The following is a 14,055-nucleotide window of genomic DNA, read 5'->3' as shown; positions in this document are numbered from 1 at the left end:
GGTGTGCGGTGGTTTTCAGGGTCGCCAGAACGCAGTGAAGCCGCCTAGCTGCCGGCTGTTCCGTTGGCGGTAGCTCGGTAGCTGGCCAAGCCTTCGGCCGCTGATTTGCGCACCTTGTTCTGCAAAAACCCCGACCAGCCCAGCAACCAGCCTACCGGCCCCAGCGCCTGCCGCGACCAGCGCCAGAAGCTAAACTGGTCGTGGTGAGTGCGGATGAGGCCATCTTGAAACGTGAAGCTGGCTTGCACGTGGTTGTGCACTTTGCAGCCCGTTTGAGAGAAGGTGTAGTGGGCATCCCAGGTGGCACTACCGCGTTGCTCGTCGGCTTGAATGTCGTTGTAAGCTAAGCGCATGTCTTTACCTCGCTCGCAAAGCATGCGCCACATCTTGCCTATTGCGGGTCCTTGTAATTGAAAAACAGCGTCTTCGAACGTGGCCTCGGGGTGGTAGCAGGCAGCCATTCCCGCATAGTCGCGGCGTTGAAAGGCTTGGTAGAAACGGTGCACGAGGTGGTCGTGTGGGTGCATGGCAAGGCGGCATAACAGGTAGCCGAAGCTCGGCCACAACGGAAACCTAAAGCTGCACAAAAAACAATGCCCGCCGCATCTAGGGCAGGCATTGTTTGTAACTGGCCCCTGCTTGTGCTGGCTGTGCAGTAGCAGCTTCCTGGAAAGCAGGCGCAAAACCCGTTTCAGTTACTTCCTGCAGCGCGGCAAGGCCAATGGACGCAAAGTGGAATCCAGACGAACCGAACGGGCCACCTAACCAGGCTGCCCCTAGAAGCCATGACCACTCGGGGGCCCCGGCTACATACAGCACCACGCGTGCAGAGTTCAGCTACCGAAACCTGGCTCCGAGGTAAGGAACTCGGTGCCACCAGAAGCTAGTATGCCCAGATTTATCTTGGTGATTTTCAGGCGCAGGCAACGGTTCGGCGCGAGCGAACATCTTTCATACAGACACCTCACTTCTAACTATCCTTTGCCATGAAAACGTTGCGCTCTTATCTTTCTCCTGTTCTTGCCGGCGCGCTGTTGCTGTCGGGTTTTGCTGCCACGGCTGGCCGCGAAACGCGTGAAGTAGCGAGTTTCAACCAAGTGGCATTGGCGGGCTCTGCTACCGTAATACTGGTGCAGGGCAGCCCACAGAAAGTGGTGGTAGATGCCGAAGCTGAAGACCTCTCCCACCTCGAAACCAGCGTCAGCGGCGACCGGCTGCGCATTGGCACCAAGCAGGAGAAAGGCATGAGCTGGTCGAACTACAAGTTCAAAGGTCCCGTGACGGTGTACGTAACTGTGCCCACCATCAGCGCCCTGACCGTGAGTGGCTCCGGCAAAATGAAAGCGGCGGCGGGCTTGAAGGCCCAGGACCTGGACCTCACCGTGAGCGGCTCCGGCAACATGGAGCTAGCGCAAGTGCAAGCCGACGACCTAGAAACTACCATCTCCGGCTCCGGCGACATCAGCATCAATGGGGGCTCCGTGCCGCGCCAAGACATCAGAATTAGTGGTTCGGGCGGTGTGCAGGCCCCCAAAATGCGCACCGAAAACTGCAAGGTTCACATCAGCGGCTCTGGCAACTGCCGCGTGCAGGCCACCGAAACGCTGCAAGCCAGCATTGCCGGCTCCGGCAACGTGTACGTAACCGGCGGCGCGAAAGTCAGCAGCTCGACTGCCGGCAGCGGCCGGGTACGCCAAGAGTAACCCTGCATCCACGCCAGCAAAACGGAGGGGGTGGCCAGAGTTCGGTTGGTGCTGTTAGCGCCGCCTGAACTTTGGCCACCCCCTCTATTTACGTCAGTCCCTGCTGGTCTTACTGCACAGATACCTTAAACATCGATGTGCCATCGGCCGTTATCAGCCGCAAGAGGTACATACCCACGGGCAGGTCGGGCAGCGAGACGTTCACTTCTTGCTTTGCCGCACCTTCTACGTCGAGTTTAAAGCACAAGCGTCCGCTCACATCAATCAGGTGCAGTTGGCCGGAAGCTGGCTGGTTTTGCTCGATGTGGACGATGAATTTGCCCGAGTTGGGGTTAGGCGACACCGTCAGTAAATCCTTGCTGCCTTTGATGGGCACCACTGGCTGCCGCGTAGGGCTAACCGACGAGCAGAACGCGGAAGCGGGTATCACCTGGCGCTCGATGCCGGCATCGGTGCTGGAGTACTCTAAAATCAACCGGTTGTCGCTGGTTGCGTCACCGTAGTGCAGCAGCAGATCGTGGGGGCCAGCCGCCAGCGTTACGGTTGCCGACACCATTTTCACTGGGTGCTGCCCTCCGTTGTCGATGAAAGCGTTTTTGTTGCTCACCGAAGCCTGCACAGCGGCATCATCGAGCCAGAGGCGGGCCCCATCGTCGGCGGTCAGATAGAACGTGTATTTGCCGGCCTTCTCCACAAGAATACGCCCCCGGTACCGAGCACTAAAGGCATCGGGGTTGGCGGGGTTGGATGCGGGGAATGTGGCCACCGTGGCAAGGTTACCCCAGCCGTTGTCGGTGGTGAAGTTCAGTTGGGTGTCCAGCCGGTTGAAGCTAGGAGTTTTGGCCGTGAAAAAGGCCGGATCATCATTGAAGTAGCCCGCATAGTACTCGGCAAAGAGGCCACCGGTAGCCGGGCCACCATCGGGCCGGGTGCCCGCGCAGGCATTCGGTGCTGCTGCTGCTACAATGAAGGTGTAGGCACCATCAAACGTTACTGCTCCTTCAGCATTCGTTACGGCTACGTTGACCACGTACGTACCCACCTCCACGGCTGCACTCACGCTAAGTTGCCCGGTGTTGGGGTCGATGGTGAGGCCGCTGGGCAGGCTGCTGGCATTTGCTACTACATACCGCGGGGTGGTGGCGCTCGTGACCGTAGGCACGACCGACGTAGCAGTAGTACCGGCTGGCACCGTTTGGATGGCCGGCGTGTAGTTCAGAGCCGACGGCAAGTTGCGTATCGGCTGCGTTCCGGTGCAAAACTGGCTTGCTGGTACCACTTGCCGGGTTATGCCCGCGCTGCGGTTTTCGTACTCCAATATCAGTACGTTTTCAATGGTGCTATCCCCGTAATGAATCAGCAGGTTGTGCAGGCCGGCTGTTAGGTACACGGCTTTTTGCACCGTCTGTATGATGTGGATTCCCCCGTTGTTCAGCAGGGAGCTACCGGCAGTAGGGTTCGGGTTGGCCGCCGCATTGTCTAGCCACAAATACGCGGCATCGTCGGTGGTGAAGTAGAAGGTATAGGTACCGGCCGTGTTGATGCGCAGGCTGCCCCGTTGGCGCACACTGAACATATCGGGATTGTTGTAGCCCGAACCAGCAACACCCGCTATGGACATAATGTCGCCAAAGCTGGTGATAGACGGGAAATTGACTTGACCATCCACCCGGGCCAGGCCGGGCTGGGTGGTTGAGAAGAAGCGCTGGTTGTCTTGAAAGTACCCGGTGTAGTACTCGGCGTACAAACCAGAGGTTGCTGGATTACCCGCCGGATCGAGGCCCACACAGGCCGTGGACTGCCCTAAGGCATTGCTAACGGACAATACGCTCAGCACCACAACCAGAAAAGTTATTGTCCTAAAATATGTACGAGAGAGAGTAGACAGTTTTTTCATATCGTGGGTGTTGAATGTACTCGGGGCGAGTGATGCTGACAAACGTGTAGTATCCGTATTCAGTTGCATAATTTCTATCTTATTTACGACAATTCAAATCCGAATTTTAATATAAAATCAGCAAAGTTATATAACATATGTGGGTAGAGTCCCCTTCGCTGTTTTAGGCTAACACTGTTTAAAACAATTAAATATGATAATGAATCAACTTTTTGAGGGAACAAAGCAGCAGGTTGCAGCAACTTTCCACTAGGAAAAGTTCTACTCTAGGCATCGAAAAATAAAAGTTATTTAAGGAAAATAAATTCGCGAAGGAGGGTTAAATGCTTGTTTTTGCTGCTGTTTCTCTCTTTTCCACCTGTGTCTGGGCCACCTCTGAAAAAGCCCATTCAACATCCCCTCATAGTCAGCGCTTTCAGTGCTGTTTGGTCTCGCTACGCAGAAAGCAACAAGACGCGTGTTCGGTGCCGCCTGGTTTTTGCCAAGCGGCTTTCTAGGCCTGTCCGCACAATCTATGCCAATAGGCTGGCGGCTCGGTCTTCTAACCGGTTTATTTTGATTTGCTTATACCCGGTAACGCAATGCTGGTTTAGCAAGGGGTTTTGGGTGCGAACAGGGAAGCCTTCTACATCCTGCACGACGCACAGCACCTAGTCATGTGGCAGCCTTGCCCAAAGAAAAACCCATCCGCTCAACTATGCAGTTGAACGGATGGGTTTGACTAGTTACCGGGAAGTGGCGTCCCTTATTCGATAACTATCTTCTGGGTGGACGTGCCGTCGGCTGTGGTGAGGCGCAATAGGTACAGACCAGCCGCCAGGTTAGGCACCGATACGTTTACGTCTTGCTGCGCTGCGCTAGGCAAGGCTTTCTCGTAGCACACCCGGCCGTGGATATCTACCACTTGAAGCTGACCTGGCTTTGGCTGAAGCTGGGCTACACGAGCCGTGAAGCTGCCTGCGCTTGGGTTTGGCGTGGCCGAAAGGCTATGCTTGTTGGTTTTGGCTGATGCCACAGATTGTGGCATAGTGCTGGCGGCCGAGCACAAGGCACTAGTTGGAATTGCCTGACGAGCAATACTAGCCGCTGCGTTGGAGTACTCCAGAATCAGGACGTTACCACTGCCAGCATCACCGTAGTGCAGCAACACGTCGTGGTACCCAGCCGTCAGCGTTACAGTAGCCGTTTCGGTCTTCACATCATGCGGACCACCGTTGTTGATGAGCGCAGTGCTGTTGGTTGGGGTTGCCTGCAACGCCGCGTCGTCAATCCACATGCGGGAAGCATCGTCCGACGTGAGGTAGAAGGTGTACGTACCAGCAGTAGCAATTTGAATACGGCCACGGTAGCGCGCACTGTACAAGTTCGGATCGACAATGGTGCCGGTTGCGGTCGGCAGAAGATTGCCCCAGCTGCCACTGGTCGTGAAGTTCAGCTGCGCATCAACCCGCTGGATGCCGGGGGTAGTGGTGGTGAAGAAAGCCGGGTCATCGTTGAAATAGCCAGCGTAGTACTCGCCATAAAGACCACCGGTAGCTGGGCCGCCATCAGGACGCATGCCCACGCAAGCAGCCGGTGCAGCCGTAGCCACCGCGAATGTATATACCTGGCTGAAGGTTGTAGCTCCTTCGGCATTGATCACCGAAATATCGGCGCTGTATCTGCCTACTGGCACGGCCGCGCTCAAGCTGAGCTGGCCGGTAGTTGGGTTGATGGTGATGCCGCTAGGTAGGTTGTTGGCATTGGCCAGCACGTACTGCGGGGTAGTAGCACTCGTAAGGGTAGGTACGGCCGATGTGGCAGCACTACCGGCGGTTACCGTTTGCACGGAGGGCGAGTAGCTCAGGGCCGTTGGCAAGTTGCGAGCTGGCTGGCGGGAAGTGCACAGCTCACTGTTTGGCACTGCTTGCCGGGTGATACCAGCGGCTAGGTTCTCGTAGTCCAGCACCAAGATATTGCTGTCATCAACATCTCCGTAGTGAATCAATATGTTGTGGAAGCCAGCCGTCAGGTACACCGACGCCGATATCGTGCGGATTACGTGGCGGCCGCCGTTGTTGATGGTGGCGCTAGTTGTGGTAGGGTTGGGGCTGAGGGCGGCGTTGTCTAGCCACAGGTAAGCAGCTTCGTCGGCAATCAGGTAGAACGTGTAGGTACCGGGGGTAGTAATCCGCAAGCTGCCTTGCTGACGAACACTGAAGTTGTCGGGATTGGTAGCGGTGCCACCAGCAGTGGGCTGCAGAACGCCGAAATCAACTGGACCAGGGAAGTAGATACCAAAATCCACTCGGCTCAGCCCAGGAGTTCTAGTCGAGAAAAAGCTCTGATCGTCGTCGAAATAGCCGCTGTAGTACTGGCCGTACAAACCAGCGCCGGCTGGGTTACCGTCTGGGTCGTTGCCGGTGCAGGCAAGAGTTTGCGCTGCTACATCTGCGCCTGAACATAAACCTAAGAATCCAATCAGCGCTCCTAATTTCTTAGCCCGCTTGAAAAAGGTAGTAATGCTTGTTTGCATACAAGGGGTGTGAATGTGTAAGTGAAAGTGCAAGGCCACGTTTTACGTACAACTTACCCAAGAGTTGCATAATACTTACTACAGTTAGAACTTGCTAAGATCAATGAAGCGAAATAGTTATACTATTTATGCGTATTATGAACATTACTGTGGTGAATATAAATATCTGCTGTTGAGGTATTCAGCACGCCTTGCCGCTTCTTTAACTCAAAGGAACGACTCCGCCGCATTGCATGTACTTATAGAAATAGTCAAATAAAGTATTTTTCTAAAGACGCGGCTGTTGCCTCTTTAGTCAAATAATCCGCGCCGTTTTTCCGGGTTTCTCTTCCGCTTGTTGTCGCTCTTGTCGCCGTTGAACAAGCTGTCGAGCAGGCCGGTCTTTTTTTCTTTTATCAGGATGTAGCGCACCGAGATACCCGTGGCAAAACGGGCCCAGTCCTCGGCATTGAACTCAATTGTCGGCTTAAAGTCGGCAGAAACCACAAAACGGGTAAGCGCAATCTTGTACTCAATCCCGGCAATGGCATCGATGCCGCCGAACGCGCCGTTATCCTTGTGGTTGCCTACGTGCGCACCGCCACCGAAGTAGTAGTTGAGGCTCGGCCCCAACAACCCGAAGTGTTGCTCGGCCAACACCGTGGCCGTTACCTCCCGTGAGCCAGCAAGCAAGAGACCTTCAAGTGTGGTCTTGGGCAAGACCTTTTGTTGCACGGTAAGGCCGTAGAGGCCGGAGCTGAAACGCAAGCCGGCGGCCGTACGGTACTTTTGGGCGGAGGCGGTGCTAGCCGTGCCCACTGCCAACAGTGCAAACAGCAGCAACTGCCGCTGGAATACAGGAAAGGGAAACATCATAATCTTGTAACTGAAGAAGGTGAACAACCCTTCTTTTTTCGGCGTTTGAACGCAAAAACGCCTCGCAAAGTACGGGCTACTTCGTGAATCAAGACCTACCGTCCGGATAGAGTCTCGTACATTGTGGCTGTTTTTGCCCCACTCCCGACCGTTTCATTCCGTGTATATTCATCAGGTGGCAGCCTATCTGCCCGACTTCGTAGTCACCAACGAGCACTTTACTCGCCTCAACGGCCTTGCCTCCGAGTGGATAATTGAGCGCACCGGTATTCGGGAGCGGCGCAAAGCAGGCCCCGGCGAAAACACCAACACCATGGCCATTGAGGCCACTCGCCGGGTTCTCGCACAAGCCCCCGACTTCGCGGCCGGCATCGACCTGATTGTGGGGGCCACGTACACTCCCCACGACACCATCTACACGCTGGCACATGCTGTACAGCGCGACTTGGGTATCAACGAAATTCCGGTGGTTAGTATTTCCTCGGCCTGCTCTTCGTTGCTGAATGCCATTGAAATAGTAGAGGGTTACTTCGCGCTAGGCAAAGCGTCGCGCGCGGTGGTGGTAGTGAGTGAGCACAACACGGCTTACAACAACGAAACGGATACGATGGCCGGCCACCTGTGGGGCGACGGAGCCTCGGCATTGCTGATCAGCAAAGAGCGCCTTGCCCCCACCGACCTGCGCGTGACGGAAGTGGTGACCGGCGGGGCGGCCGTGGTGGGCAAAGCAGACGAGGCCGTGACCCTGAAACCCGTAGAGAAAGGGATTGTGATGCCCCACGGCCGCGACGTTTTCACGCACGCCTGCACCTACATGGCCCGCGTGACCGAGCAGCTACTGGTACGCCAGGGCCTCAACGTAGAGGACGTAACGTTCCTGATTCCGCACCAAGCCAATCTGCGCATCACCAAGAACGTGCTCAAGCAGCTAGACATGCCCATTGAGCGGGCAGTATCCAATATCGAGCAGCTTGGCAACACGGGCTGTGCCGGTGCCGCCATCGGCCTCGGCGACACGTGGAACCAGCTCCGGGAGGGCGACCGGGTGATAATTACGGTGTTTGGGGGTGGCTACTCGTACGGCGCCATGTTGTTGGAACGCTAGAGCTGGCACTGCTAGTGTAGCTAAGGCGTAGTGCCGCAAACAAACACCCCGGCTACAGGCTTTGTCTGCTGTTCTTTGTTGTTTGCTGCTATGCGCCTTCCGCTACGCTTGTTTCTGGTTTCAGTTTGGGGGCTGGCCTTACCGGCAGTAGCTCAACAAGACCCTTCCTCCCTGATGGATTACACCACCCAGCGCACTGTCCTCGACCAGCGCGGGTTGCGGGTGCTGGGTGCGTGGGCGGTTGGTAATGTGGGCGTGAGTGGGGCGAGGGCTTTTGTTACTGAAGGCCCCGAGAAGTACTTCCACCAAATGAATGTTGGGTGGGGTGTGGTGAATCTGGCGCTGGCTGGTACGGCATTGCTGACAACCCGCCACACCGCCGCTCCACCCACCGACCGGCCGGCCGTGGTGAAGGCGCAGTTACGTACGGAAAACCTATACCTCCTCAACACCGGCCTGGACGTGGCGTACGTGGCTACGGGCTTCTACCTGAAAGAACGCGCCAACAGCCGCACCACCCAGCGCCAGCAAGACCGCCTCACCGGCTTTGGCCGCTCGCTGCTCCTGCAAGGCGGCTTCCTGCTAGCCTTCGACGGCCTCATGTTCGTGGCTCATCATAAGCACGGCAACCGGGCGCTCTACCCGTTGCTCAGCTACTTGCAGGTCGGGCCAAACGCAGTGGCCTTGGCCGTACCAATCAGGTAAGGTCCGCGGTTTGGCAATGGGCTGGGGCACCCAAACCCTGGTTGTTATTGCAGCCGCAGGAAGGGTACGTTGCGCAGTTCGCCTTCGGAAGAGCGTAGGCGGAGCACGTACCAGCCAGGGCGCAGCGTAGCGGAGGGTACCGGCAGGAGATTGAGCCCGGGCTGATAGTCAAGCGCATACAAGCCATGCTGCCGCCCAATGGCATCAACGATAACAACCGACAGACGCCCACTGGTTGTGGCAGGGTATTGAAGGCGGAACCCACTCGTGCCTACTGGATTGGGGAATACCTGGGGCTCTCCGGCAGTGGCAGCATCGCCGTAAACGGCCAAGGGCGCGGCCGTATCGAAGGTGCCGTTGGGGCGGCGCAGGCGCAACCGGTAGTAGCGCAGGCCGTTTTGAGGTTGGGCATCGAGGTAGACGTACGCATTGCCCGCCCGCGGGACGGTGGCCAGCGTTTGCCAGGCCGTGGTATCAAACCCCACCGACCGCTCGACCACAAATTCTTGCAGGAAACACTCGTCCTGAGTTGTCCAAGTCAGGCCAACGCCGGTGGTGCCGGTGGTGGCGCTAAGGGTGGTGAGTGGAGCAGGCAGCATAGGCCGGGGACCACACGCTGGCAGCACAAAGCTGCGGCTCCTCAATACCAGGCGTGCGCCCGTTATATCGTCGGGGCTAATGGCCCGGCTGGTTTGGCCGCGGGCCACGGCGTAGTGCATCACGGCCCGGGGCAGAATTACGTGGGCCAGCTGTTGGGCGTGGCCTAGTTCGTGCACGGCCACCGTCTCGAAATCAAACTGGGACAAAATTGCCGCCGAAGGGCCAAACTGCCAATTGATTTCGGCGTCAAACTGCATATCAATTTCCTGCACCGCAAAGGAGATGGTGCCATTGGGTTGGAAACAGCCTTGGTAATAACTGGTGGTCCGGCCGAGCACATTAACGGGCAGTTCAGTGCCTTGGTCGAATCCGATGCTGTTCTCGCCGTCTTGTTCGGTGCCGCGGGCCGTGCGGGGTGTGGGCTCTATATCCCAGTTCACTCCGCTTTGGCAGCGCCACGTAGTCAATGCCCGCCGGAAAGCCGTAGCGGCGGGCGCGTTGGAAGCAAAGCTAGCTTCAAACCGTAGCCCATACCCGCCCCGGTTGTTCTGGTTGTTTAGGCTGGGCCGCACCACTTGGCTGCTGTCATTGGCAGGCAGCACATTGCTGATACCATACGGCACCAAGATACTCATGGCGCTGGTGGCAAAAAGCCGGTCGGCACTGGTGACGCGCACGGTGCCGCTGCCTGCGGGGCTGCGGGCACCGCCACTGGTTTCACTCACCGAAGGCACCCGCACCTGAATGCGGGTGTCGGTCCAGCTCACGTAATCGGTGGCGCGAGGCTTAACAAACGAGCCACCGCCGTTGTCGGCATTGCGAAACTGCACAAATCCGCTGCCGCGCGTGGCGCCAAAGCCACTACCCGTGATGGTAAGCACGGCCCCCGTGCCAGCCGGCAGGGTGGTTGGGCTCAGGCCACTGATAATGGGCGCCTGCACCCGAGACAAAGCAGGCGGATTCAACTGCTGCGCCACTGCGGCCGCCAGCACCGGATTGGGCTGCACCACCTGGCGTGCCTGCCCCGTGGTGGCTGTTAGCGTCTTGTAGAAAGCATTCGTGACCAACCCGTACTCCCGGAAAGGCTCGGTAGCGGTTCCTTCCTCTAAGTCGTAGCCAATAAAGCCTTGTTGGCTGCCATAGGCCGTCCAGGCGGCTCCGGCACTTTCGGTGCCCGGGAAGGCAGCCCGCGTCAAGAACAACACTCCTTGCTGGCCTGGCTGCAAAACCAGCGTATTGGTTAGCTCCTGCCGAGTTAGGTCCACGGTACCCCCTTCGGTAAGCACGGTTAGCTCGGCGGGAGCGGTGCCTTTCAGAGAGCTGAACACACGGAACTGGTGAGCGGTGTAGATGCGGTGGTGTTCGGTGTCCCAAAAACTGCGACTGGTGGTTACCTCCCCTTCTACTACCAAAGTAGCCTGCGCAGCACGTTGGGCAGGATCGAGGGCGAGCAGCAAGCAGTGGGTTTCGGGCGCGGCAGCTGGACTTTGCGCTTGCGCCGTGCTTTTCAAAAGCAACCAAACGCAAGAGTAAACCAATAAACGAACAAGCATAAAGTAACGCTAAAGAGACTCGCTCAAGATACGAGATTTACCAAGTAGCCCGACACTACCGCTAGGCCACGGGCGGGGCCAGTGTGGCCCCGTACTTGCATACGGAAAAAGTAGGCGTTGCGCTTGCCCACCTTTTTTCAAGCTTCTGCCAACCTTTGGCGATTCCCGATTCCCTTTACAGCAAACAAGCGTTCCGTCACTTTGCTTCCCCCGTCCGACACGTCTGAAGAACAACTGCTACTCACTGGCTGCCTTGCGCAGGACCGCCAGGCGCAGTACCGGCTGTATCAGCGCTACAAGACGGCCATGTTTTCCTGTGCGCTACGCATCGTCGGCAACGACCATGACTTAGCGCAGGATGCCTTGCAAGAAGCTTTCGTGGATGTATTTCGGCAGCTGGCCAGCTTCCGGCAGCAATCCACGCTGGGTGCTTGGATCAAAACCATTGTGGTACGGCGGGCGTTGGCCACGCTCCGGCGCGAGCAGCGTATGGAAGTGTACGACCCCGAGCGTCACCCCGAGCCCGTGGTAGCCTGGCACGACCAACTCACTGGCGAAGCCCTGGAAAAAGCCATTGGCGAGCTACCCGCCGGCTACCGCGCCGTATTCTGCCTGATTGAGGTAGAAGGCTACCTGCACCGCGAAGTGGCCGAGATGCTGGGCATTTCGGAAGGCACCAGCAAGTCGCAGCTTTTTCATGCCAAGCGGCTGCTTCAACTCAAACTTCACCATTTGTATCTATGAACCAGACCCCCGACTTGCCCGAAGAAGGGTACCAGAACCTGCGGCGGGCGCTGAATGAATTGCCCGTTCACGAACCCGCCCCTTCCACCTGGCCGCGCATTGAAGCCCAGCTGGGGGCCGAGGAAGCCATACACCGTACCCTTCCCCAACTACCCGTTCATACGCCCGATGACGCCGTGTGGGCCGCCATTGCCGGCCGCCTCGACCAGCTTCAGGAAGAAGCCGCCCCAACTGCCCCTCGTGTGGTCCGGCCGATGTGGCCGGCCAAGCAACTGCGCCTGGTGGCTAGCATAGCCGCCGCCATTCTGGTGCTGGTGCTAGCTTGGTGGCAGCGCCCCAGCAGCGCCGATACTTCCATACCCCACGAAACCATCACCTACACCGAAGAAACCGTGGAAGGTCCTGCGCCTGCCCTACCCGCTCCAGCTGCCACCGACCCGCTGGCTGAGGAAGGCGTGGCCTTTATTGATGCGCACTGCACTTCTCTGCCTACCGTGTGCCAGTCCGGCGAGTTCCGAGAGTTGCGCACCCAGCTCACCGAGTTGGAGAGCGAAGAACTACGCCTCCAACAGGCCGTTAAGCGCTTCGGCACCACCCCGGAACTGGTGCGCAACCAAGTGCGGGTTACCACCCTGAAAGCGGCCGTTACGCGGGAGCTTGTTGAATTGCTTATCTCATGAGTAGCTGCCTACCATACATCTGGAAGCCGGGCCGGTGGGGCGAAGTCCTACTGCTGCTACTGGTGTGCGTGTGGCTACCGAGCACCGTGCAGGCCCAGCGCAAGGTGCAGGTTCTCACCCGCACAATCGAGCAAACGCTACCGTGTCCGCCCGGCACTCTGGTCCGCATCCGCGCCGAAAAAGCTTCGCTGAAAGTGCAGGGCTGGGACAAGCCCAGCGTGCAGGTGGTGCTGCGGTTGAGCGCCCGGCACCCAGAGCGGGCCATAGCCGAGCGCGAACTGCCAGCGGCCCGTTATCAGATAACGAAAAAAGGCGCTACCATTGATTTGGTGAACTACTTTGCGTTGCCTGTTGGGGCTCCTCCCGTCCGGAGTGCCCTACGGGCCGAATACATCGTGATGATGCCTGCCGACAACGCCCTTGAGGTAATCAACGCCTACGGCCACACGGACCTAGCTGATTTGGTTGGTCGCCAGACCCTGACGCAGGACTTCGGGAAGGTGACCCTCCACGACCTCGGCGGCAGCCTGGAAGCCACGGTCCGCTACACCGAACTGACCGGTGCTTCCCTGAACTGCGTGTTTATTTGCCGGGCCGATAAATCGGCGGTGCAGGTAACGGGCGCGGGCGGTACCTATGCCATCAGCAACAGCTACGGCAGCGTGGTGCTGGAGCCTTCCGACGAACTGAAAAGTGCCTTTATTGATGCCACACGCACCGAGGTAACCATTGCCGTTCCGCAGCTTGGTCTTTTCAACTATGATTTCAGCACCAACCAAGACAAGCTGGTTGTGCCGGCTAGCTACACGCCCCACCGCACCCTGACGGGCCGCAACACGCTGCAAGTCACCAACGCTCCCAAGCTGCCGCTTATCCGCGTCAGCACGTCCTACGCCCCTATCAAGCTCCAAACGCAGCCGCTTCTCATTCAGCGCTAAGTTCTTCTGCTTCTCTATGAATCCAATTTCTATTTCTGGTGGGGCTGTACTGCGCCTCTTGGTGCTCCCGCTTTTGTGGGTCGGGCTGCTGGGCCAGGCTGCTGCTCAAACAGCCCCCGATACCACCCGCATCAGCTACAGCGAAGAAACTGTTACCGAAGCCAGCGCCCCTACTACGTCGTTGGGCAGTACGTACAGCAACCTAGCCCGCCTTCAAATAGAAGAGAAAAGCGTCTGGAAGCTGGGACTAAACAACCTCGCCTTGCCGTATACCGGCAGCGAAGGAAAGCTGTACACCCGCTACGGCCTGTACCTGATTTATGAGCGCAAGCTACAACCCGACATATCGGTAATGGCTGAATTGAGCCCCGACATAACCCGCTACAGAAGAGCCACCGATACGCCCACGCGCACTAGCCTCGCGGTTCGTTCGCAGGTCGCTGGCCGGTTCTACTACAACCTCAACGACCGGATTCGGAAAGGCAAAAGCGCCAGCAACTTCTCCGCCAATTACCTCTCGCTGGCTATAGGCACCGGCTTTGGCCGGCGGGCCCACGAAACGCCGTTCTACTACTACGATTTCAGCAAGCCTTTCGTCCGCGCCGATTTGGCCATGCTCTACGGGTTACAGCGACGGCTAGGGCAGTATGGCTTTGTTGATTTCAACGTAGGCGTGTGCACCAAGCTCGCCCCCGAAATCGACGACTTTGGCTTCACCTCCACTCTTCGGATTGGCTTGGCATTAGGCCGCTAGAGCACC

Annotated in this window: 12 protein-coding genes; 7 read left to right on the top strand and 5 right to left on the bottom strand. The window is 57.8% G+C overall.

All coding sequences use genetic code 11. The features are described 5' to 3' along the window. Nucleotides 1-44: 44 nt before the first annotated feature. Entirely contained in the window at nt 45-527 is a 483-nt protein-coding gene (locus MTX78_RS01620) for a nuclear transport factor 2 family protein (protein WP_243799313.1), read from the bottom strand. A gap of 459 nt (nt 528-986) precedes the next feature. Between MTX78_RS01620 and MTX78_RS01615 the strand changes: the two genes are divergently transcribed. After that, nucleotides 987-1,703 carry a head GIN domain-containing protein gene (locus MTX78_RS01615; RefSeq protein ID WP_243799311.1) on the top strand — a complete coding sequence of 239 codons (717 nt, stop codon included), beginning with the start codon at nt 987-989 and terminating at the stop codon, nt 1,701-1,703. Between the two features lie 109 nt (nt 1,704-1,812). On the opposite strand, the gene MTX78_RS01610 is transcribed toward MTX78_RS01615, so the two are convergent. The 3 genes from MTX78_RS01610 to MTX78_RS01600 all read right to left on the bottom strand — a co-directional run bounded on the left by MTX78_RS01610 (nt 1,813) and on the right by MTX78_RS01600 (nt 6,970). Next, nucleotides 1,813-3,600 carry a PA14 domain-containing protein gene (locus tag MTX78_RS01610; RefSeq protein ID WP_243799309.1) on the bottom strand — a complete coding sequence of 596 codons (1,788 nt, stop codon included), beginning with the start codon at nt 3,598-3,600 and terminating at the stop codon, nt 1,813-1,815. A gap of 745 nt (nt 3,601-4,345) precedes the next feature. Further along, nucleotides 4,346-6,115: a PA14 domain-containing protein gene (locus tag MTX78_RS01605; RefSeq protein WP_243799307.1), complete on the bottom strand. Its 1,770-nt coding sequence runs from the start codon at nt 6,113-6,115 to the stop codon at nt 4,346-4,348. A gap of 291 nt (nt 6,116-6,406) precedes the next feature. Next, on the bottom strand, nt 6,407-6,970 hold the full coding sequence (locus MTX78_RS01600) for a hypothetical protein (protein WP_243799305.1): 564 nt from the start codon (nt 6,968-6,970) through the stop codon (nt 6,407-6,409). A gap of 160 nt (nt 6,971-7,130) precedes the next feature. Between MTX78_RS01600 and MTX78_RS01595 the strand changes: the two genes are divergently transcribed. Next, the gene (locus tag MTX78_RS01595; RefSeq protein ID WP_243802789.1) at nt 7,131-8,075 is read left to right on the top strand and encodes a 3-oxoacyl-ACP synthase III family protein; all 945 of its coding nucleotides are present in this window, start codon (nt 7,131-7,133) and stop codon (nt 8,073-8,075) included. A 90-nt stretch (nt 8,076-8,165) separates the two neighbouring features. Further along, nucleotides 8,166-8,780, top strand: a complete 615-nt coding sequence (locus MTX78_RS01590) for a DUF6992 family protein (RefSeq protein WP_243799303.1) — start codon at nt 8,166-8,168, stop codon at nt 8,778-8,780. 44 nt (nt 8,781-8,824) lie between these two features. Here MTX78_RS01590 and MTX78_RS01585 read toward each other — a convergent pair whose 3' ends face one another. Beyond that, entirely contained in the window at nt 8,825-10,933 is a 2,109-nt protein-coding gene (locus MTX78_RS01585; protein ID WP_243799302.1) for a matrixin family metalloprotease, read from the bottom strand. A gap of 201 nt (nt 10,934-11,134) precedes the next feature. Here MTX78_RS01585 and MTX78_RS01580 point away from each other — a divergent pair, with 201 nt between their 5' ends. The 4 genes from MTX78_RS01580 to MTX78_RS01565 are packed head-to-tail and all read left to right on the top strand — an operon-like array spanning nt 11,135 to nt 14,049. Beyond that, on the top strand, nt 11,135-11,677 hold the full coding sequence (locus tag MTX78_RS01580) for an RNA polymerase sigma factor (protein ID WP_243799300.1): 543 nt from the start codon (nt 11,135-11,137) through the stop codon (nt 11,675-11,677). Further along, entirely contained in the window at nt 11,674-12,357 is a 684-nt protein-coding gene (locus MTX78_RS01575) for a hypothetical protein (protein ID WP_243799298.1), read from the top strand. Before MTX78_RS01580 ends, MTX78_RS01575 begins: the two co-directional genes overlap by 4 nt. After that, nucleotides 12,354-13,295 (top strand): hypothetical protein, encoded by a 942-nt coding sequence (locus MTX78_RS01570; RefSeq protein ID WP_243799297.1) that lies wholly within the window; start codon nt 12,354-12,356, stop codon nt 13,293-13,295. Before MTX78_RS01575 ends, MTX78_RS01570 begins: the two co-directional genes overlap by 4 nt. Nucleotides 13,296-13,311: 16 nt before the next feature. Further along, the gene (locus MTX78_RS01565) at nt 13,312-14,049 is read left to right on the top strand and encodes a hypothetical protein (protein WP_243799295.1); all 738 of its coding nucleotides are present in this window, start codon (nt 13,312-13,314) and stop codon (nt 14,047-14,049) included. Nucleotides 14,050-14,055: the final 6 nt, after the last annotated feature.

It is taken from the genome of Hymenobacter tibetensis (genome assembly GCF_022827545.1).
Taxonomy (GTDB): Bacteria; Bacteroidota; Bacteroidia; order Cytophagales; family Hymenobacteraceae; genus Hymenobacter; species Hymenobacter tibetensis.
Note: the sequence above shows the minus strand (reverse complement) of the source record. Positions and strands in the feature narration are given on the sequence as shown.

Coding starts and splice junctions, on each gene's coding strand:
- MTX78_RS01615 (WP_243799311.1), top strand. CDS start 987: ATGAAAACGTTGCGCTCTTATCTTTCTCCTGTTCTTGCCGGCGCGCTG.
- MTX78_RS01620 (WP_243799313.1), bottom strand. CDS start 527: ATGCACCCACACGACCACCTCGTGCACCGTTTCTACCAAGCCTTTCAA.
- MTX78_RS01590 (WP_243799303.1), top strand. CDS start 8,166: ATGCGCCTTCCGCTACGCTTGTTTCTGGTTTCAGTTTGGGGGCTGGCC.
- MTX78_RS01605 (WP_243799307.1), bottom strand. CDS start 6,115: ATGCAAACAAGCATTACTACCTTTTTCAAGCGGGCTAAGAAATTAGGA.
- MTX78_RS01565 (WP_243799295.1), top strand. CDS start 13,312: ATGAATCCAATTTCTATTTCTGGTGGGGCTGTACTGCGCCTCTTGGTG.
- MTX78_RS01585 (WP_243799302.1), bottom strand. CDS start 10,933: ATGCTTGTTCGTTTATTGGTTTACTCTTGCGTTTGGTTGCTTTTGAAA.
- MTX78_RS01600 (WP_243799305.1), bottom strand. CDS start 6,970: ATGATGTTTCCCTTTCCTGTATTCCAGCGGCAGTTGCTGCTGTTTGCA.
- MTX78_RS01570 (WP_243799297.1), top strand. CDS start 12,354: ATGAGTAGCTGCCTACCATACATCTGGAAGCCGGGCCGGTGGGGCGAA.
- MTX78_RS01575 (WP_243799298.1), top strand. CDS start 11,674: ATGAACCAGACCCCCGACTTGCCCGAAGAAGGGTACCAGAACCTGCGG.
- MTX78_RS01610 (WP_243799309.1), bottom strand. CDS start 3,600: ATGAAAAAACTGTCTACTCTCTCTCGTACATATTTTAGGACAATAACT.